This is a genomic window from Streptomyces sp. NPDC005566, from assembly GCF_040605575.1.
Taxonomy (GTDB): domain Bacteria; phylum Actinomycetota; class Actinomycetes; order Streptomycetales; family Streptomycetaceae; genus Streptomyces.
Genome location: NZ_JBEXDB010000030.1, coordinates 39,344 through 59,260 on the forward strand (window position 1 = coordinate 39,344; position 19,917 = coordinate 59,260).

Sequence of the window (19,917 nt, forward strand, 5' to 3'; positions counted from 1 at the left end):
CCAGCGCCCTTTACGGGCTGGCGTTTAGTCAAACTTTGAAGGGAAGGGTGCATCCAGCGTCTTTGTGGGCGAATTCTGCCGAGCTCGTGGCCAGGTCGATCAGTTCTTGACGGTAACGGTCATTGCTTCTGTCGGGCTCCGCCGAGTACCACAACAGAACAATGGTGGTCAGTCTTTTCTTTTTGTCGGGGAGGCAGGGGACGGACACTGCCGCCTTGCTTTTCGACACGGCTCCCCAAGTGTCGGTGGCGGTGCCGAATCTGTCGAAATTCTTCGGATCTTCCGTGTCGACCATCTTGCTTGCCGGCCCATTGAGCCAACTCTCGAATGAGCCGCCCAGTGCCGTGTACTCGGTTCGGGTGACAAGGAACTCTGTGTCCTCCGTCTGTCCGTGGCAGCCGGAAAAATAGGAGTTCAGCCCCTGGTTATCCTGTTCCGTGAACGAATAATCAGGTTTGCGTGGGGCTACTTCCCTGAGGGCGGGGACGACTTTATCCGCAGAGCCGAGATTCTTGCATATCTCCCCTGCCTCGATGGTCCCGACGCCTTCGAACGGCGGGATTTCAAGCAGGTAGGCGGCGCCGCCCCCCAAAGCTGTGGCCGCAGCCAGGCTTGCTGCGAGAATGCGCACCTTGCTCTTGTTCATTACTTCTTCTCCTCGAGCTTCCTTGGCATCCCCTCGCCGTCGAGGGAGGATCGAATGTTGGTGCTTGCGTTGTTGAACCCCTCCTCTGCTGAGGGCGCCACGGAAGCGACGATGTGCGGCGACGGGTTCCCTGACCGCTCACCGGCTGTCTCCGCAGCCTTCTCGACAAGCTTGTAGGTCGATTCCTTTGTTGCATCCATATCTTGCCCGTTGCTGTAGATGACCTCCCCGGAACTGTCTTTCATCATGCCTTCGGTGAATGCTCCGATAATTTCATCCGCAGCAGTACCGGCCACACCCCCTGCGACGATCCCACCCGGTCCGAGCATCGGGGCCGTGCCGATTCCGACGCCGATGCCGACAGCGCTGCCTACCCAGGTGCTCGTAGTCTCGATCGCCTTGTTGTAGTCGGCGTCCTTGGAGCCTCCCTCTATTTCTCCCTCGTACGAGCGACCTGCGCCAATGGTTCCCTGGATCTCCCCGGCCGCTTCGGCAGTCGATGTGATCGTTTGCTTCAGATTTTCCATTTCGGAGAAACCGGGGTCGTTGATGAATGCGTCCGGGTTGCGGAAGTGGAACTCCATCAGGTGTGACGTATAGCTGTGCTGCCCAGCATTCACCGCCGCGTATCCCTCGGGGTTTCGGCCCAGCATGTAGAGGAAGCGTGTCGTGTCGCTCTCCTTGACCGAGGCCGCAGATCCTGCGATGGGGAAGAGATTCTCCTGGCCCTCCCGGTTCGCATTCAGTGACCGGTGAATATCCGGCATGTATTCTGCTGCGATCTGTCCGATGCTGTCAGACATGTAACTGTTGTCGTTCAGAAGCTCAGGCTTTTCCGAGATGGTCTCGATCATGCTCTTTGTCAGTGCTGCCTGGTCCGCGTTGTGTGCAGGCGTATCCGCCGTAGGCATTTCGCCTGCCGGGTGACCGGTTGTCGCCGCTTCCAGAGCCAAGGCCATGGCGTTCCGCCCGGCGATGCTGTCGTCACCCTTGTCGTTCTGGTCCTCCGGCCAGTCCCGCTCCCCGAAGAGGTAGTCGAAGTTGCTGAGTTCCCTCATCCCCTTCTTTCCGTCCCCATCGGTGTCTTCCTTGAAGTCGTGATCCTCTTCCTTCGTTACGAAGGTGTCGCTGAAGAATTCCGTAGCAGCGGCAGGACTGTTCGAGAGCGCCTTCATGAAGCCGGTCATCGGGTCCGAACCCGAGTCGGATCCCGTCCGATTGAGGAGCGGGTCCATCCCCATGTGCGTCCAGGCGCCGTGGCGTCCGTTGTCGGTGAACTTCTTCTCGGTATTGATCAGCTCGTTGCCGTAGTCGTTGAGGAACTTGTCGTCGTAGTTGCCCCATCGCATCAGGTTGCTCATCACCTGGAAGCCCAGGGTGCCGGAGTTCTTGGAAATCGGCTGGCCGCCGAGATCCACCATGTCCCGCTTCCAGTTCGCCATTCCCTGTGTGTCGCTCTGGCTGGCGGTGGCCAGGGTGAGGCTCAGGTTCTTCTGCAGTTCGTCGTACTGGTCGACCCTCTGCCTGCCGATGTCATACGCGCGACGGGGATCGTTCAGGCCTGCCCAGAAGTCCAGCGTTCCCTGAGCACCCAGGTTCTCCGCGAAGCGGGCGGCGAACAGCTCGTCTCCCGCCATCTTCTCCAGCCCGGCGTTGAGCCGGTCGAACTCCTTGACCGTGAGGTCCTCCGGCTTCTTCTTCGCGATCGCCGACAACTCGTCGGCCTCCTTGATCGCGGCGGCGGCGGAGTCCCGGTCCTTGTAGTCGGCGCCTGTGAATCCGAGATCGGCCTGGTCTGCAAGGGCCTTGAGTGCGACGGACCCCGTGTGGTCGCTCTCGGTCGCATTGTCGAGAATCTTCTGGATCTCGTCGCGGAGAGCGGTGACGTCGTTTTGGCTGTGCGCGGGGACGGTCGTCCCCCCCGCCGCACGGTCCGGGTGGATGTTCATCGTGACCGTGAAACCACCACCACCTGTCGTGACGACCGTGAGGTTCTTCGCCCTCCCCCGTTCCAGGGCCTCGTTGAGCTTGCCCTGATACGCCTTCAACTCGTCGCGCGTGTCCTTGAGGATGTTCCTCAGGGATGTGGCCTGCTTGTGGGCGTCGTCGAACTCACGCACAGTCTTATCGACGAACCCTCTGGTGACATTGGCGTTCCCGCCGGACCAGTCGGCCTTGTCGGCCTTCGCCTTGAGACCGTCCTGGGCGTCCTCCTTGAGGGCGGCGAGGTTGGTCACCATCGTCGACCAGTCGGTGACGGCGGCGTCCAAGTGTCCGAACTTGGCGAAGTGCAAGGTTTCCAGGTCCATCAGTTGTCCGCCTTGTTCTTCTCACCCTTGGGCGCGTTGCTGTCGTCGAAAGCCTGGTCGAGCGCGGCGATACTGCTGACGCTGCTTCTCACGTACTGGTCGTCACCCTGGTGCACGTACTTAGTGAAGTCCATATGGTTCGATATGTGCCCACAGGCGTCCATGAGGGACTTGAGCTGCGTGTCCCACCGGTCCGCCACATGCTGGAGGGCTCCTCCGAGTTCGAAGCCCTGAGTGGTGAGGTTGCCTGCCGCTGTTTCGCTTGTGGGCACCGCGACACGGGCCTCTTTATGCAAGCGGGTGTTCAGCTTGGAGGCCTCGTCGCGGACGCCCGACAGGTCCGTCTGGTTCACGGCGAGGTCGCCCTTATTGCCCCCGCCGCCCCCGGGTCCGGCCTTGTTGAGCTGCATCTGCGTGCCGCCCTTGTCGGCCGCATCGGCCTTCAGCTGCTCCCATTCGGCCCATGACATGAGCAGAATCCCCTCAGGTAGTACTGGAATGCCGGACTGCCGGAATCATTTGCGTCCCGGCGCCGGCCCACAAGCCGAGGCGGGCGGGCAGCGGCACGTTGCCTGCTGTCACCGCCCGCCCCGCCGCCTCCGGCAATACGCGATAAGGCCCTACCGGTCCCCGTCCATCAGCCCGGACTGCACCAGCGGGTTCCCGCGGCGACGGGTGACGAAGACCCCGCGCCCCGGAGGCATAGGACGCGGTCGTACGTTGCCGAGGATGTCGCCCTCCATGGGGTCGCCGGACAGCATGATGCCCTGCGCGCCCAGTTCCAGGATGCGCTGCATGAAGGGCTCGTACAGCGCGCGGCCCGCCCCCGCCGTACTGCGGGCGATGATGAACCGCACGCCGACGTCACGTGCGAACGGCAGCATCTCGGTGAGCGCGGCCAGCGGGTTGCCGCTGGACGTGGAGACCAGGTCGTAGTCGTCGACGACCACGTACACCGTCGGGCCGCTCCACCAGCTGCGGTCGCGCAGCTCCTGGGCGGTGACCTCGGGCGAGGGCGTACGACGCTTCATCAGGTCGTACAGCGCGTCCGTGTGGTGCTCCATGTTGTTGGACATGGGCACGTACTCCGCCAGGTGCGTCGCGGGAGTGACGTCCAGGAGCGCTCGCCGGTTGTCGATGACGAAGAACTTGGCGGTGTTCCCTTCGTACCTCTCGGTCAGCTGCTTGATGAGCAGGCGCAGCAGATTCGACTTGCCGGACTCGCTCTCGCCGAACACGAGGAAGAACGGGTCGCGCTCGAAGTCGAGGAAGACCGGTTCCAGGTTGTTCTCGTCGATACCGAAGGCGATGCCCCGGTCCGGCTGCGCGTAGCCCGCGGGCAGTTCGCGGACCGGGAGTTCGCGGGGCAGCAGGCGGACCGCGGGGGCGGGCGCCGCGGTCCAGTGCCGGGCGACCTCCTGGTTCATGGCCGCCGTGGCCTCGGAGAGGTCGCTGTCGGAGTTGATGCCGTCGATCCGCGGTACCGCGGCCATGAAGTGGAGCTTCTCCGGTGTGAGTCCGCGGCCGGGTACACCCGCAGGCACGTTGACCGCGGCCTTGCGGTCCAGCTCGGAGTCCATGACGTCACCGAGCCGCAGTTCGAGCCGGTTCATCAGGTGGTCCTTCAGGTTGGCCCGGACCTCCATGGAACGCGACGCCGTGACGATCAGGTGGATGCCGTAGCCGAGCCCGCGCTGCGCGATGTCGACGGCGGCCGACTCCAGGCCCTCGTAGTCCGTACGGAAGTTGCCCCAGCCGTCGATGAGCAGGAAGACGTCGCCCCACGGCTGGTCCGTCGCCGAGATCTCACCGCGCGCCCGCAGCCTGCGGAACGTGGCGATCGAGTCGATGCCCGCGCTGCGGAAGTACTCCTCACGGCGCGCCATGATCCCGTACACCTCGGAGACCGTGCGACGCACCCGTTCGGGGTCGAGACGGGACGCGATCCCTCCGACATGCGGCAGACCGGAGACCGAGGCCAGGCCGCCGCCACCGAAGTCGAGCCCGTAGAACTGGACCTCCTGCGGTGTGTGGGTGAGGGCGAAGCCCGCGATGAGCGTGCGCAGCAGCGTGGACTTGCCCGACTGCGGACCGCCCGTGATCTGCATGTGGCCCGCAGCGCCGGAGAAGTCCCGGTAGAGCGTGTCGCGCCGCTGCTCGTACGGCTTGTCGACCACACCCAGCGGGACGACGAGGCGCCCCGAACCTTCGAACCCGGGCTGGGTCAGTCCACGGCCCTCGACCGGGGAGAGCCCCGGCAGGAGCTCGTCCAGCGACGGCGGGTTGTCCAGCGGAGGCAGCCACACCTGGTGTGCGGAGGCCCCCCGGCCCTCCAGCCGGCGCACGATCACGTCGAGCACCGTGTCGGCGAGCGCGTCGTCCTCGGCCTTGCGCGCATCCGGTACGGAGGCCTGGGCCGTCGGCTGTACGTAGCGCACCGGAACCGGAGCCGCGGTGAACACCACCGGCCTGCGGTCCACCGGCAGGGGACCGGAGGACGCGGCCGGCTGGGCGCCGGAGCGGTACACCCCGGAGACGTACGCCGCCTTGAAGCGCACCATCTCGTCCGTGCCGTACTTCAGATAGCCCGAACCGGGCACATTGGGCAGGTGGTAGGCGTCGGGCACCCCCAGCGCGGCACGTGATTCGCCCGCGGAGAACGTACGCAGACCGATCCGGTACGACAGATAGGTCTCCAGGCCGCGCAGTCGTCCCTCCTCGAGGCGCTGCGAGGCCAGCAGCAGATGGACGCCCAGCGAACGGCCGATGCGCCCGATCTGCACGAACATCTCGATGAAGTCCGGCTTCGCGGTCAGCAGTTCGCTGAACTCGTCGATCACCAGGACGAGGGAGGGAATGGGCTGCAGCGGTGCACCCGCGGCCCGCGCCTTCTCGTAGTCGTGGATGTTGGCGTAGTTGCCCGCGTCGCGCAGCATCTCCTGGCGGCGGTTGAGCTCACCGCTGATGGAGTCGCCCATGCGGTCCACCAGCGTCAGGTCGTCCGCGAGGTTGGTGATCACCGCTGCGACGTGGGGCATCTGCGCCATACCGGCGAAGGTGGCGCCACCCTTGAAGTCCGCGAGGACGAAGTTCAGCGTCTCCGAGGTATGGGTGACGGCAAGACCCAGTACGAGCGTGCGGAGCAGCTCGGACTTGCCGGAACCGGTGGCGCCGACACACAGGCCGTGCGGCCCCATGCCTTCCTGCGCCGCCTCCTTGAGGTCCAGCATCACCGGGGAGCCGTCCTCGCCCACGCCGATCGGGACCCGGAGCCGCTCCGCCTGCGAGCGTGCACGCCAGGTCCGGCTCACGTCGACCGACGCGGCGTCACCGAGGTTCAGCAGATCGGTGAACTCCAGGTTGGCGAGGAGCGGTTCGTCGTCGTCTCCGCCCGAGGCCACGTGGAGCGGGGCCAGTTGCCGTGCCAGTGCCTCCGCGGCCTCGTGGCTCAGCAGGTCGGGAAGGCCGTCGTACACCAGGCCGTGCCCCGACTCCAGCTGCAGCGAGTGGGGGTCCACCACGATGGAGAGGCCGCCGCGCGCTCCGTTGACCTGGCCCGTGACGATCTCGACGACCGTCACGCCCTGAAGGCCCTCGGCCGATGCGAGCGCGGATGTCGCCGGTACGGATTCGCCGTCGAGGACGACGACGATGTGCGGCTGGTCGAGGAGCGGCTGGCCACCCGGCTGGAAGCGGGGCCGGCCGTCGAAACGGCCCGCGAGCATCTCCTCCAGTTCCGCGACATCGGTGGTGAGCAGGCGACGGCTGCCGGCGCCGTCGACGGAGCCCGGCACCTGGACGTGCGGGAGCCACTTCGCCCACTCCCAGCGCGGAGCGGCGCCGCGGCCGGCCGCGACGGCGATGATCAGGTCCTCGGGGGAGTGCAGCGAGGCGAGTGACCCGACCATCGCGCGGGCGGCGGCCCGCGCGGACTCCGCCTCGCCGCTGATCGTCAGGTGGTAGAAGGCGCGGAGCGAGACCGCCATCGGCAGCCCGTCCAGCGTGCTGTGGGTCGTCAGGAACTGCTGCATCGCCCCGGCGGTCAGCGGCTCCAGTTCATCGACCGGTGCGGTGTCGGGTGCGACGAGCGGCGTGGCGAGTTCCTGGCTGCCGAGGCCGATGCGTACGTGCGCGAAGTCGGCGTCCCCGATGCGGCGCTCCCACACCCGGCTGCCCTCGGCGACGAGCGCCCACAACTGCTCCGGGGACGGGTGGAGATAGAACTGCGCATCGCGCTGCTCCCGGGCGGTCTTCAGTACGACGCGTCTGGTCTGCGTCAGGTACTTGAGGTAGTCGCGCCGCATGTCCGCGAGCTGCCCCTGGGTGCCGCGCCGGAAGCGAATGATCATCGAAATGGCCATCGCGACCGTCGACGCGATCATGATCATGCCCATGATCCGCATGATGGGGTTCGGCGTCATGAAGAAGAAGACGACGGAACCACCCATGCCGAGCATCGGCAGCAGCTGCATCATCACCCCCTCCTGCTGCCCGCGAGGCAACTCGGGCGGAGGTTGCAAGTGCACCTGCTCGCCCGGAACTTCGGAGGGGAGGGCCCGCGGTGGGCGCTTGACGACGATCTGGCTCACAGCTCACCAATTCCCTTGCCGGACGGAACTGTTCCTATCGGCGCCCCCGTGGCGACGGGTTCCGTCCGCGGGAGGATCCTACTGGCGTACCCGGTGACCCCAGGGCGGTAGGGTGTCGCGACGGTGTACGCATCCGCTAACTACCGCAAAAAAATAGGTCATTCGGGACGCAGGCGGAGCCCATGATCCAGGGGTGCGTATCCCGGAGATCCAGGAGAACCACGAGGGGGAGCAGCACGTGACTATGACGGCCCAAACGGCGGCTACCGGATCCGGCCGGACGGGTCCCGGAGTTCCGGCCGGCAACGGAACCGGCTTCTGCCGGATCACGGTCGTCGCGCCCGACGGCCGCGTCGACGTGGCGCTGCCCGAGGACATCCCCGTCGCCGACCTCTACCCGGAGATCCTCCGCCTGTCGGGGCAGAGCCCCACCCCGGGCGCCCCGGTCGGCTACCACCTGGTGCGCCGCGACGGCACCGTCCTCGACAGCGGACGCACGCTGGCCGGCCAGCGCATCCTCGACGGCGAGCTGCTGTCCCTGCGGCCCTTCTCCGAATCGCTGCCCCCCGCGGTCTTCGACGACGTGTCCGACGCCGTCGCCACCGCCGTCGCCCGCGACCGCACCCTCTGGGGCGACAGCCTCATGCGCTCGGCCGGACTCTTCGGCGGATCGGTCCTGCTGGTCCTGCTCGGCTTCGTGCTGTGGACCTCCGACGTCCGGCACGACATGCACGGCCTGCCGGGCATCCTGGCGGCCGTCACCGCCCTGCTCCTTCTCGCGCTGGCCTGCGTGCGCGCGCGTGTGTACGCGGACCGAGGTTCGTCCATCTCGCTGGGGATCGGCGTGCTCGCCAACTCCGCGGTCGCCGGAGCCGGGCTCCTGCCGCTCAGCGACGGCCAGGGCATCGGCAGGCTCCAGTTCCTGCTCGCCTGCGCCGCCGTGCTCGTGGCCTCGGTGATCCTCATGATCGCCGCCCCCGAGGGTGACGGCACGTTCGTCGCGTTCGTGTTCGCCTCGGCCATCGGCCTGCTGGTGACCTTCATCGCGATCATGACCGGCATGGAGCCGGCCGAGACCGCGGCCGTGTGCGCCCCCCTCTCCGTGGGGCTCCTCGCCTTCCTGCCCGGACTCTCCACCCGCTTCGCCCGCCTCCCGATCGGCTTCGAGCCGCCCCGCACCACCACGGGCGACTACGGGGCGTCCGACCCGGCGCCGCAGGGCCCGGTCGACGCCGCCCGCATCGCCGCCCAGGCGCGCCGCGGCCACGAACTGCTCGTCGGCCTGGTCGGCGGATGTGCGCTGGTGGCCGTAGGGGCCGCAGCGGTGCTCGGGTTCTCGGACAGCATCTGGGGCCAGCTGCTGGCCCTCGCCACCGGCATCGCGATGCTGATGCGCGCTCACCTGTTCCGCTACACCGCCCAGGTCGGCTGCGCCCTGGGGGCGGGCCTCGCCGCACTCGTGCTCCTCGGCCTCGGACTGTCGCTCAACCCGCCGGTAGCGCTGATCCGTGAGGCGTTCAAGGGGGACAGCGGCGGACTCGACATCCGTACGATCTGGCTCACCGCCGCGGTCGCCGGTGTCGCCGCGCTGATCACGGCCATAGGGCTGATCGTGCCGCGCAAGGGAGTCACCCCGTTCTGGGGCCGCTTCCTGGAGATCGCCGAGGCGTGCGTGCTCCTGACGCTGCTGCCGCTGTGCCTCGCCGTTTTCGAGGTCTACCACTCGATCCGCGCACTCACCAGCTGACACCCGTCCGGGGGCGCTCCGAACGGCTGGTACTCTGACCAGTGGCCGTTTGTGTACGCGTCCCCGGATCGTTCTGGGGGCTGCGCTCATCGGACCTTCGCCTCCGAGTCATGGAAGCTCCCCTGAGATCAAGACCAGGGGCACTCGTGGGCGCATCGAACATCAAGAGGAGTACGCGTGCCGCTCGACGCCGCTACGAAGAAGCAGATCATGTCCGAGTTCGCCCAGAAGGAGGGTGACACCGGATCCCCCGAGGTCCAGGTCGCCATGCTCTCCCGCCGGATCTCGGACCTGACGGAGCACCTCAAGACGCACAAGCACGACCACCACTCCCGTCGTGGTCTGCTGATCCTGGTCGGCCAGCGTCGCCGCCTCCTTCAGTACCTGGCCAAGAAGGACATCCAGCGCTTCCGTGCGCTCGTCGACCGCCTCGGCATCCGCCGTGGTGCGGCCGGCGGCGCCAAGTAAGGACGCTGTGGGAGGGAGCGGTTCCCCGATTCCAGGGGGCCGCTCCCTTTGCTGTACGTGCGGGACCGGGGTCAGGCTCAGTAACCTGGACGCACGAGAACGAGGAGAGGCGCCTACGGCCGCCGCCGCCGGTCCTCGGTAGTGGCCCCCGGGACAACGCCCGGGAGCTTCGATCGAAGACCGGCCCCGCACGCAAGGTGCGCCTCTCCGCACCGTCCTGCGCCATACGGGCGCCAGGACGAAAGACGACGAGTATGGAGAAATCACTAGTGGAGAACGAGACCCACTACGCCGAGGCCGTTATCGACAACGGAACCTTCGGCACCCGCACCATCCGCTTCGAGACGGGCCGCCTCGCCAAGCAGGCCGCCGGCTCCGCCGTCGCGTACCTGGACGACGACACCATGGTGCTGTCGGCCACCACCGCTTCCAAGCGGCCCAAGGACAACCTCGACTTCTTCCCCCTCACGGTGGACGTCGAGGAGCGGCAGTACGCCGCCGGCAAGATCCCCGGCTCCTTCTTCCGCCGGGAGGGCCGCCCCTCCGAGGACGCGATCCTCACCTGCCGCCTGATCGACCGGCCGCTGCGCCCCTCCTTCAAGAAGGGCCTGCGCAACGAGATCCAGATCGTCGAGACGATCATGGCGCTCAACCCCGACCACCTGTACGACGTGGTCGCGATCAACGCCGCCTCCGCTTCCACGATCCTGGCGGGCCTGCCCTTCTCCGGCCCGATCGGCGCCACCCGCGTCGCCCTGATCAAGGGCCAGTGGGTCGCGTTCCCGACGCACACCGAGCTCGAGGACGCCGTCTTCGACATGGTCGTCGCCGGTCGCGTCCTCGAGGACGGCGACGTCGCGATCATGATGGTCGAGGCCGAGGCCACCGAGAAGACCATCCAGCTCGTCCAGGACGGTGCCGAGGCCCCGACCGAAGAGGTCGTCGCAGCCGGTCTCGAAGCCGCGAAGCCCTTCATCAAGGCGCTCTGCAAGGCCCAGTCCGACCTCGCCGCCAAGGCTGCCAAGCCCACCGGCGAGTTCCCGGTCTTCCTCGACTACCAGGACGACGTCCTGGAGGCGCTCACCGGTGCCGTTCGCACCGAGCTCGCCAAGGCGCTCACCATCGCCGGCAAGCAGGAGCGCGAGGCGGAGCTGGACCGCATCAAGGAGATTGCGGGCGAGAAGCTCCTCCCGGCCTTCGAGGGCCGTGAGAAGGAGATCTCCGGTGCCTACCGCGCGCTGACCAAGAAGCTGGTCCGCGAGCGCGTCATCAAGGACAAGGTCCGCATCGACGGCCGTGGCGTCACGGACATCCGTACGCTCGCCGCCGAGGTCGAGGCCATCCCGCGCGTGCACGGCTCGGCGCTGTTCGAGCGTGGCGAGACCCAGATCCTGGGCGTCACCACCCTTAACATGCTCCGTATGGAGCAGCAGCTGGACACCCTCTCCCCGGTGACCCGCAAGCGCTACATGCACAACTACAACTTCCCGCCGTACTCCGTCGGTGAGACCGGCCGCGTGGGCTCGCCCAAGCGCCGCGAGATCGGCCACGGCGCGCTCGCCGAGCGCGCCATCGTGCCGGTGCTGCCGTCGCGCGAGGACTTCCCCTACGCGATCCGCCAGGTCTCCGAGGCGCTGGGCTCCAACGGCTCGACGTCCATGGGCTCGGTCTGCGCCTCCACCATGTCCCTGCTGAACGCCGGTGTGCCCCTCAAGGCCGCCGTCGCCGGTATCGCCATGGGCCTGATCTCCGAGGAGATCGACGGCAAGACCCACTACGTCGCCCTCACCGACATCCTCGGTGCGGAGGACGCCTTCGGCGACATGGACTTCAAGGTCGCCGGTACGAAGCAGTTCGTGACCGCGCTCCAGCTCGACACCAAGCTCGACGGCATCCCCGCCTCGGTCCTGGCCGCCGCGCTGAAGCAGGCCCGTGACGCGCGTCTGCACATCCTGGACGTCATGAACGAGGCCATCGACGTCCCGGACGAGATGTCCCCGAACGCCCCGCGGATCATCACCGTCAAGATCCCGGTGGACAAGATCGGTGAGGTCATCGGCCCCAAGGGCAAGATGATCAACCAGATCCAGGAGGACACCGGCGCCGACATCACGATCGAAGACGACGGCACCATCTACATCGGTGCCCAGCAGGGGTCGCAGGCCGAGGCCGCCCGCGCCACGATCAACGCGATCGCCAACCCGACCATGCCGGAGGTCGGCGAGCGCTACCTGGGTACGGTCGTCAAGACCACCACCTTCGGTGCGTTCGTCTCCCTGATGCCCGGCAAGGACGGCCTGCTGCACATCTCGCAGATCCGCAAGCTCGCCGGTGGCAAGCGCGTGGAGAACGTCGAGGACGTGCTCGGCGTCGGCGCCAAGGTCCAGGTCGAGATCGCGGAGATCGACTCCCGCGGCAAGCTCTCCCTCATCCCCGTCGTCGAGGGTGAAGAGGACGAGAAGAAGGACGACACCGACAAGTGACGTCCCGTAGTTCCGTGACGACGGCCCGCACCTCTTCGGAGGCGCGGGCCGTCGCCCGTACCCAAACGCTTCTCAAGGGCAGCAACGGCATCGGCACGGTCCGCCGCACGGTCCTCCCCGGCGGCCTCAGGATCGTCACCGAGACCCTGCCCTCCGTCCGCTCCGCCACCTTCGGGATCTGGGCCAACGTCGGATCACGCGACGAGACGCCCACCCTGAACGGCGCGACGCACTACCTCGAACACCTCCTCTTCAAGGGCACCGCCAAGCGCAGCGCCCTCGACATCTCCTCCGCCATCGACGCGGTCGGCGGCGAGATGAACGCCTTCACGGCGAAGGAGTACACCTGCTACTACGCGCGGGTCCTGGACACCGACCTGCCGCTGGCCATCGACGTCGTCTGCGACATGCTGACCGGCTCGCTGATCGCCCCCGAGGACGTCGACGCCGAGCGCGGCGTCATCCTCGAGGAGATCGCCATGACGGAGGACGACCCGGGCGACTGCGTGCACGACCTGTTCGCGCACACCATGCTCGGCGACACCCCGCTGGGCCGTCCGGTCCTCGGCACGGTCGACACGATCAACGCGCTGAACCGCGGCCAGATCGCCCGCTTCTACAAGAAGCACTACGACCCCACGAACCTCGTCGTCGCCGCGGCGGGCAACGTCGACCACGCCACGGTCGTACGCCAGGTCCGCAGGGCCTTCGAGCGTGCGGGCGCCCTTACCAGGACCGACGCCGTACCCAAGACGCCGCGCGAGGGCTCCCGCACACTGCGCACCGCGGGCAGGGTCGAGCTGCTGAACCGCAAGACCGAGCAGGCTCACGTCGTCCTCGGCATGCCCGGCCTGGCCAGGACCGACGAGCGCCGCTGGGCGCTCGGCGTCCTGAACACCGCACTCGGCGGCGGCATGAGCTCACGCCTCTTCCAGGAGGTACGGGAGAAGCGCGGCCTCGCCTACAGCGTGTACTCGTACACCTCGGGCTTCGCCGACTGCGGCCTCTTCGGTGTGTACGCGGGCTGCCGGCCCAGCCAGGTGCACGACGTCCTCAAGATCTGCCGCGACGAGCTCGACCGTGCGGCGACGGACGGCCTCGGTGACGAGGAGATCAGCCGTGCCATCGGCCAGCTCGCAGGCTCGACCGTCCTCGGCCTGGAGGACACCGGCGCGCTGATGAACCGCATCGGCAAGAGCGAGCTGTGCTGGGGCGAGCAGATGTCGGTCGACGACATGCTGGCGAAGATCGCGGCGGTCACCCCCGACGAGGTCCGCGCGGTGGCGGCCGATGTCCTCGGACACCGTCCCTCGCTGTCGGTCATCGGGCCGCTCAAGGACAAGCAGGCGGACCGCCTCCACGAAACGGTCTCCTGACCCGGTTTCTCCACCCCTCAGTCAAGGAAGCAGAGCACATGAGCAAGCTGCGCGTGGCCGTTCTCGGCGCCCAGGGACGCATCGGGTCCGAGGCCGTACGAGCGGTCGAGGCCGCCGGCGACATGGAGCTGGTGGCCGCACTCGGCCGCGGCGACAAGCTGGAGACCCTCACGGAAACCGGCGCACAGGCCGTCGTCGAGCTCACCACCCCCGCGTCGGTGATGGACAACCTCGACTTCTGTGTCCGGCACGGCATCCACGCGGTCGTCGGTACCACGGGCTGGACCGACGAACGGCTCGCGCAGCTGAACACCTGGCTCTCCGGCTCCCCGGAGACCGGTGTGCTCATCGCGCCGAACTTCTCCATCGGCGCGGTCCTCACCATGAAGTTCGCGGCGCAGGCCGCCCGCTACTTCGAGTCGGTCGAGGTCATCGAGCTCCACCACCCCGACAAGGCGGACGCCCCCTCCGGCACCGCCAGCCGCACCGCCCAGCTCATCGCCGAGGCCCGGCGGACGGCCGGCTGCGCCCCGCAGCCGGACGCCACCGCCACGGCACTGGACGGCGCCCGCGGCGCGGACGTCGACGGAGTCCCGGTCCACTCGGTCCGGCTCCGAGGCCTCCTCGCCCACCAGGAGGTCCTGCTGGGCGGCGAGGGCGAGACCCTCACCCTCCGCCACGACTCGCTGCACCACAGCAGCTTCATGCCGGGCATCCTGCTCGGCACCCGCCGTGTGGTGACCACTCCCGGCCTCACCTTCGGCCTGGAACACTTCCTCGACCTGAACTGACTGGGCCCAACCCCATGCGCGCAAAGCTCACGTACGCCGTCACCGCTGCCGTCCTGGTCTTCTACTTCGTCCTGGCCGGCAGCCGCGGCGTCCTCCTCATCCGGCACGGCACGCTGCTCACGGTCACTTTCGGCGTGGCGGTATTGATCCTGCCGGTGATCGGGATCTGGTTCCTCTGGAAGAACACCCAGTTCGTCCGCAGGGCCAACGCCCTCGCGGCGGAACTGGACGCGGAGGGCGGCCTCCCCGTCGACGAGCTTGTGCGCACCCCGTCCGGGCGTATCGACCGGGACTCCGCCGACGCCGTCTTCACGCAGCGCCGCGAGGAGACCGAGGACAGCCCGGACGACTGGCGCTGCTGGTTCCGGCTGGCCGTCGCCTACCAGGACGCCAGGGACACCCCACGGGCCCGTAAGGCGATGCAGCGCGCCATCGCCCTGCACGCGAACAAGCCGGTACGCGCCTGAGCGGCGCCGTACCGGCTTGTCGGTGGGGTCTGCGCCCCGATGGTGGGGTCAGGATCAGTCCGTGCGGTACTCGTCGCCCCAGGCCTCGATCGTGTCGGTGGCACGCTCGAACGCCTCGCCACGGGCAAGGAAGTCCGCGTTGTGGTCCGTGACCAGCGGCGGCAGCGGTTCACCGCCCCGGCGCACCACGACAAGGGCCTGGCCCTGGACGGTCCGCGGGAATCCCAGCCACCTCACCGGCTGCTGGACCGTGCGGACCGACGCGGCCTGGTTCCACGGCACCGTCGTCGTCCGGAAGAAGCCCACCCGGCGCACACCGTGCCGACTGACCCAGGCACCGACCCGCAGGAGCCGCAGCGCGCAGGTGATCAACAGCCCGGCGAGCACGAAACACGCGCCGGCAGCGGAGATCGATCCGGCCAGCGAGATGATCATTGCCGCGAGCAGCACGAAGGACGCGAGCAGCAGCACGGTGGCCGCGGCTGCGACCCGCCACGGGCCGGGACGGTAGGGCCGCCGCCAGCTGTCGTGGTCGTCGAACGGCAGCGCGATGTCCTCTGCGCCCGCGTCGAATGCGCGGTCGGCCGTCAGAAAGGGCAGGGGCACGACTGATCCTCACTCACAAGCACGCTCGATTGCTGTGCCCGGTGAGGCTACCGATCACCCCACCGGCCGACCACCCCAGGGGGCCCGTACGGCTCAGCGGTGGCGGGACGCCTCGGACTTCTGACCGTGGGTCGGCGTCTGGTCGGTGCTGAGGGCGGGGACGCCGAACAGCAGCGATCCCGCGAGGCCCGCGACCACCGTCAGCCCGACGAGGGAACGGCCGACCAGCTGGGAGACGCTGGCACGCTCCCGGGGCGGCGGAGTGACATTACTGCGGAACCTGTCGGCCTCGGCAACGAACGAGAACGGGACGGATTCACGCCGGCGGAACATGAGGAAACTCTCCTTGAACTCTGTGACGGGTGCTGCTAATGAGTCAGACGTACGGGAGAGGCGATCGGTGCCCCGAATCGCCGAACGGGTCCAACAATTCCTGCGGACGGATGCGCGTCCCCCGGACGGCGGCGCTCGGACGGGCGCCTTCCCGGCAGTCGCCGGATAATGCGCGCCGACCGGGCCCGTAGAGTGGACGCCGCCCGAGCGACGCCATTGGAAGGACCCCCGCCGGTGACCGACACCCCCGAGCCCACGAAAGCTCACTTCCGTAGCGATGTCACCGTTGACCTGGTGAAATCTGCCGCCGGCGACTCCGACGTGCTGTTCGCAGCCCGCGTGTCCACGGCCGGTGAGCAGTCCCTGGAAGAGGTCACCAAGGACCCCGAGCGCTCCAAGGGGCTCATCAATTACCTGATGCGGGACCGGCATGGAAGCCCGTTCGAGCACAACTCGATGACCTTCTTCATCAGTGCCCCGATCTTCGTGTTCCGCGAGTTCATGCGGCACCGCGTGGGCTGGTCGTACAACGAGGAATCGGGCCGCTACAGGGAGCTCGAACCGGTCTTCTACGTCCCGGGGGAGTCCCGCAAGCTCATCCAGCAGGGCCGCCCCGGCAAGTACGAATTCGTCGAGGGCACCCCGGAGCAGCACGAGCTCACCAGCCGTGCCATGGAGGACTCCTACCGCCAGGCGTATGACGCCTACCAGGAGATGCTCGCCGCCGGAGTCGCCCGCGAGGTCGCCCGTGCGGTACTCCCGGTCGGGCTCTTCTCCACGATGTACGCCACGTGCAACGCCCGCTCGCTGATGCACTTCCTCGGTCTGCGTACCCAGCACGAACTGGCGAAGGTCCCGTCCTTCCCGCAGCGCGAGATCGAAATGGTCGGCGAACAGATGGAGCAGCACTGGCAGCAGCTCATGCCGCTCACTCATGCCGCCTTCAACAAAAACGGACGGGTAGCCCCGTAGGCGGTGTCCGTATTGCGGCGTTTCGTGAAGTTCATCTAGGCTGATCAAACGGACCCGGTACTGCCTGAACCCCCGAGCAGGCAGTGCCGGGCTCCACTTCCCCGTCCCCCCGAGGGACCACGGCGCTCCGAGCAACGAGTAGCGTGTTACCCATGGCTCCGATCTCCACTCCGCAGACCCCCTTCGGGCGGGTCCTCACCGCTATGGTCACGCCCTTCACGGCGGACGGCGCACTCGACCTCGACGGTGCCCAGCGGCTCGCCGCCCATCTGGTGGACGCAGGCAATGACGGCCTGGTCGTCAACGGCACCACCGGTGAGTCCCCGACCACCAGCGACGCGGAGAAAGACCAGCTCGTCAGGGCTGTACTCGAAGCCGTGGGGGACCGGGCCCACGTCGTCGCCGGCATCGGCACCAACGACACCCGCCACAGCATCGAGCTGGCCCGCACCGCGGAGCGCTCCGGCGCCCACGGCCTCCTCGCCGTCACGCCGTACTACAACAAGCCGCCGCAGGAAGGCCTCCTGCGTCACTTCAGCGCCATCGCGGACTCCACCGGACTGCCGGTGATGCTCTACGACATTCCCGGCCGCAGTGGTGTGCCGATCGACACAGAGACGCTGGTAAGGCTGGCCGAGCACCCCCGTATCGTCGCCAACAAGGACGCCAAGGGAGACCTGGGCCGCGCCAGCTGGGCCATTTCCGAGTCCGGCCTCGCGTGGTACTCCGGCGACGACATGCTGAACCTCCCGCTGCTCTCGGTCGGTGCCGTCGGCATCGTCTCCGTCGTCGGCCACGTCGTCACCCCTGACCTGCGCGCGCTCATCGAGGCATACCTCGGCGGCGACGTACAGAAGGCCACCGAGATCCACCAGAAGCTGCTCCCCGTCTTCACCGGGATGTTCCGTACCCAGGGCGTGATCACCAGCAAGGCCGCACTCACGCTGCAGGGCCTGCCCGCCGGCCCGCTGCGCCTGCCCCTGGTGGAACTCACCGCACAGGAGACGGCCCAGCTCAAGATCGATCTGGCTGCCGGCGGGGTACAGCTGTAACCACGGACTTCACAACTGAATACGCGAGGTCACTCGCAACAGAAACACCACCTGACAACAGCAAGTGCACGAATGACATACGCGCCACGTGCCCTCAGCGGTACGTGGCGCGCGTGGTAAGGAGAGTCTTTTGAGTCATCCGCATCCTGAACTCGGTACCCCGCCGAAGCTCCCGAAGGGCGCCCTGCGGGTCACCCCGCTCGGCGGCCTGGGCGAGATCGGCCGCAACATGACGGTGTTCGAGTACGGCGGACGCCTGCTCATCGTCGACTGCGGTGTCCTCTTCCCTGAGGAGGAGCAGCCCGGCATCGACCTGATCCTGCCGGACTTCACCACCATCAGGGACCGCCTGGACGACATCGAGGGCATCGTCCTCACGCACGGCCACGAGGACCACATCGGTGCCGTCCCCTATCTGCTCCGGCTGAAGGCGGACATCCCGCTCATCGGCTCCAAGCTGACCCTCGCGCTCATCGAGGCCAAGCTCCAGGAGCACCGGATCCGTCCCTACACCCTTGAGGTGACCGAGGGACAGCGCGAGCGCATCGGGATCTTCGACTGCGAGTTCATCGCGGTCAACCACTCCATCCCGGACGCCCTGGCGGTCGCCATCCGCACCCCTGCGGGCATGGCCGTCGTGACCGGTGACTTCAAGATGGACCAGCTACCGCTGGACGGCCGTCTCACCGACCTGCACGCCTTCGCCCGGCTGAGCGAGGAGGGCATCGACCTTCTCCTCTCCGACTCGACGAACGCCGAGGTCCCCGGCTTCGTGCCGCCGGAGCGGGACATCTCGAACGTCCTGCGCACGGTGTTCGCGAACGCCCAGAAGCGCATCATCGTGGCCAGCTTCGCCAGCCACGTCCACCGCATCCAGCAGATCCTGGACGCCGCCCACGAGTACGGCCGCCGCGTCGCCTTCGTCGGACGCTCGATGGTCCGCAACATGGGCATCGCCCGTGACCTGGGCTATCTGAAGGTCCCCGCGGGCCTGGTCGTCGACGTCAAGACGCTCGACGACCTGCCCGACGACGAGGTCGTGCTGGTCTGCACGGGCTCGCAGGGCGAGCCGATGGCTGCCCTGTCCCGGATGGCCAACCGCGACCACCAGATCCGGATCGTCCCGGGCGACACGGTGATCCTCGCGTCGTCCCTGATCCCGGGCAACGAGAACGCGGTCTACCGCGTGATCAACGGCCTGACCCGCTGGGGCGCCAACGTCGTCCACAAGGGCAACGCCAAGGTGCACGTTTCCGGCCACGCCTCGGCCGGCGAGCTGCTGTACTTCTACAACATCTGCAAGCCGAAAAACCTCATGCCGGTCCACGGCGAATGGCGCCACCTCAGGGCCAATGCGGAGCTCGGCGCGCTGACGGGCGTACCCAAGGACCACATCGTCATCGCCGAGGACGGCGTCGTCGTCGACCTCATCGACGGCAAGGCCAAGATCGTCGGGAAGGTCCAGGCGGGCTACGTGTACGTCGACGGCCTCTCGGTCGGCGATGTCACGGAGACGTCCCTCAAGGACCGCCGCATCCTCGGAGACGAGGGGATCATCTCGGTCTTCATCGTGGTCGACAGCTCCTCGGGCAAGATCGTGGGCGGCCCTCACATCCAGGCCCGCGGCTCCGGTATCGACGACGGTGCGTTCACCGCCGTGGTGCCCAAGGTCGAGGAAGCGATCAACAAGTCCGCTCAGGACGGAGTGATGGAGCCGCACCAGCTCCAGCAGCTCGTCCGCCGCACGGTGGGCAAGTGGGTCTCCGACACCTACCGCCGGCGTCCGATGATCCTTCCGGTCGTCGTCGAGGTCTGACCCGAAGCGCACCAACCAGGAGCGGGGCACCTCGATTTGCATCGGGGCGCCCCGCTCCAGTACGTTTACGGCTCCGCCTGACCGGGAAGCACCGCGCGCAGCCATGCGCGGGGAGCACACCGTGCGGGGCGGGAATTCCGACTCAGAATCTCTGATAAAGTCGAATCCGCCGAAAGGCAAAGGCCAGTCCACAGGCCACCGGAATCAAATTCGGACCGGAAACGGAACGGAAAAGAGTCTGGTAAAGTTGGAATCGCCGGAA

Annotated in this window: 15 protein-coding genes; 9 read left to right on the forward strand and 6 right to left on the reverse strand. The window is 67.5% G+C overall.

Annotated elements, in window-relative coordinates:
* Positions 1 to 28: 28 nt before the first annotated feature.
* The 4 genes from ABZS61_RS32745 to eccCa form a co-directional block, all read right to left on the reverse strand.
* Positions 29 to 646, reverse strand: coding sequence for a hypothetical protein (locus ABZS61_RS32745; RefSeq protein ID WP_356429476.1), 618 nt, complete (start codon positions 644 to 646; stop codon positions 29 to 31).
* Complete coding sequence (locus ABZS61_RS32750) at positions 646 to 2,955, reverse strand: hypothetical protein (RefSeq protein ID WP_356429479.1); 2,310 nt, start codon at positions 2,953 to 2,955, stop codon at positions 646 to 648. The genes ABZS61_RS32745 and ABZS61_RS32750 overlap by 1 nt, the downstream gene beginning before the upstream one ends.
* Positions 2,955 to 3,425, reverse strand: coding sequence for a hypothetical protein (locus ABZS61_RS32755; protein WP_356429482.1), 471 nt, complete (start codon positions 3,423 to 3,425; stop codon positions 2,955 to 2,957). The genes ABZS61_RS32750 and ABZS61_RS32755 overlap by 1 nt, the downstream gene beginning before the upstream one ends.
* 150 nt (positions 3,426 to 3,575) lie before the next feature.
* Positions 3,576 to 7,544, reverse strand: a complete 3,969-nt coding sequence (gene eccCa, locus ABZS61_RS32760; protein WP_356429485.1) for a type VII secretion protein EccCa — start codon at positions 7,542 to 7,544, stop codon at positions 3,576 to 3,578.
* A 244-nt stretch (positions 7,545 to 7,788) separates the two neighbouring features.
* On the opposite strand from eccCa, the gene eccD reads away from it, so the two are divergent.
* The 6 genes from eccD (at position 7,789) to ABZS61_RS32790 (ending at position 14,876) form a co-directional block, all read left to right on the forward strand.
* On the forward strand, positions 7,789 to 9,291 hold the full coding sequence (gene eccD / locus ABZS61_RS32765; protein ID WP_356429488.1) for a type VII secretion integral membrane protein EccD: 1,503 nt from the start codon (positions 7,789 to 7,791) through the stop codon (positions 9,289 to 9,291).
* Positions 9,292 to 9,468: 177 nt separating this feature from the next.
* Positions 9,469 to 9,759: a 30S ribosomal protein S15 gene (rpsO, locus tag ABZS61_RS32770; RefSeq protein ID WP_003965855.1), complete on the forward strand. Its 291-nt coding sequence runs from the start codon at positions 9,469 to 9,471 to the stop codon at positions 9,757 to 9,759.
* Between the two features lie 269 nt (positions 9,760 to 10,028).
* Positions 10,029 to 12,242, forward strand: a complete 2,214-nt coding sequence (locus ABZS61_RS32775) for a polyribonucleotide nucleotidyltransferase (RefSeq protein WP_356429514.1) — start codon at positions 10,029 to 10,031, stop codon at positions 12,240 to 12,242.
* Positions 12,239 to 13,618, forward strand: a complete 1,380-nt coding sequence (locus tag ABZS61_RS32780; protein ID WP_356429491.1) for a pitrilysin family protein — start codon at positions 12,239 to 12,241, stop codon at positions 13,616 to 13,618. The genes ABZS61_RS32775 and ABZS61_RS32780 overlap by 4 nt, the downstream gene beginning before the upstream one ends.
* A 38-nt stretch (positions 13,619 to 13,656) precedes the next feature.
* Positions 13,657 to 14,409, forward strand: coding sequence for a 4-hydroxy-tetrahydrodipicolinate reductase (gene dapB, locus ABZS61_RS32785; RefSeq protein WP_356429494.1), 753 nt, complete (start codon positions 13,657 to 13,659; stop codon positions 14,407 to 14,409).
* Positions 14,410 to 14,423: 14 nt separating this feature from the next.
* Positions 14,424 to 14,876 (forward strand): hypothetical protein, encoded by a 453-nt coding sequence (locus tag ABZS61_RS32790; RefSeq protein WP_356429497.1) that lies wholly within the window; start codon positions 14,424 to 14,426, stop codon positions 14,874 to 14,876.
* Between the two features lie 54 nt (positions 14,877 to 14,930).
* On the opposite strand, the gene ABZS61_RS32795 is transcribed toward ABZS61_RS32790, so the two are convergent.
* Complete coding sequence (locus ABZS61_RS32795) at positions 14,931 to 15,482, reverse strand: hypothetical protein (RefSeq protein WP_356429499.1); 552 nt, start codon at positions 15,480 to 15,482, stop codon at positions 14,931 to 14,933.
* Positions 15,483 to 15,575: 93 nt separating this feature from the next.
* Positions 15,576 to 15,815 (reverse strand): hypothetical protein, encoded by a 240-nt coding sequence (locus tag ABZS61_RS32800; protein WP_356429502.1) that lies wholly within the window; start codon positions 15,813 to 15,815, stop codon positions 15,576 to 15,578.
* Positions 15,816 to 16,049: 234 nt separating this feature from the next.
* Here ABZS61_RS32800 and thyX point away from each other — a divergent pair, with 234 nt between their 5' ends.
* From thyX to ABZS61_RS32815, 3 genes are all read left to right on the forward strand, one after another.
* A complete protein-coding gene (gene thyX / locus ABZS61_RS32805; RefSeq protein ID WP_356429505.1) occupies positions 16,050 to 16,787 on the forward strand; it encodes an FAD-dependent thymidylate synthase in 738 nt (245 codons plus the stop codon).
* Positions 16,788 to 16,939: 152 nt separating this feature from the next.
* Positions 16,940 to 17,839, forward strand: a complete 900-nt coding sequence (dapA, locus tag ABZS61_RS32810; protein ID WP_356429508.1) for a 4-hydroxy-tetrahydrodipicolinate synthase — start codon at positions 16,940 to 16,942, stop codon at positions 17,837 to 17,839.
* A gap of 130 nt (positions 17,840 to 17,969) precedes the next feature.
* The gene (locus tag ABZS61_RS32815; RefSeq protein ID WP_356429511.1) at positions 17,970 to 19,655 is read left to right on the forward strand and encodes a ribonuclease J; all 1,686 of its coding nucleotides are present in this window, start codon (positions 17,970 to 17,972) and stop codon (positions 19,653 to 19,655) included.
* Positions 19,656 to 19,917: the final 262 nt, after the last annotated feature.

Coding starts and splice junctions, on each gene's coding strand:
- ABZS61_RS32800 (WP_356429502.1), bottom strand. CDS start 15,815: ATGTTCCGCCGGCGTGAATCCGTCCCGTTCTCGTTCGTTGCCGAGGCC.
- eccD (WP_356429488.1), top strand. CDS start 7,789: ATGACGGCCCAAACGGCGGCTACCGGATCCGGCCGGACGGGTCCCGGA.
- ABZS61_RS32745 (WP_356429476.1), bottom strand. CDS start 646: ATGAACAAGAGCAAGGTGCGCATTCTCGCAGCAAGCCTGGCTGCGGCC.
- ABZS61_RS32790 (WP_356429497.1), top strand. CDS start 14,424: ATGCGCGCAAAGCTCACGTACGCCGTCACCGCTGCCGTCCTGGTCTTC.
- ABZS61_RS32755 (WP_356429482.1), bottom strand. CDS start 3,425: ATGTCATGGGCCGAATGGGAGCAGCTGAAGGCCGATGCGGCCGACAAG.
- dapB (WP_356429494.1), top strand. CDS start 13,657: ATGAGCAAGCTGCGCGTGGCCGTTCTCGGCGCCCAGGGACGCATCGGG.
- ABZS61_RS32750 (WP_356429479.1), bottom strand. CDS start 2,955: ATGGACCTGGAAACCTTGCACTTCGCCAAGTTCGGACACTTGGACGCC.
- dapA (WP_356429508.1), top strand. CDS start 16,940: ATGGCTCCGATCTCCACTCCGCAGACCCCCTTCGGGCGGGTCCTCACC.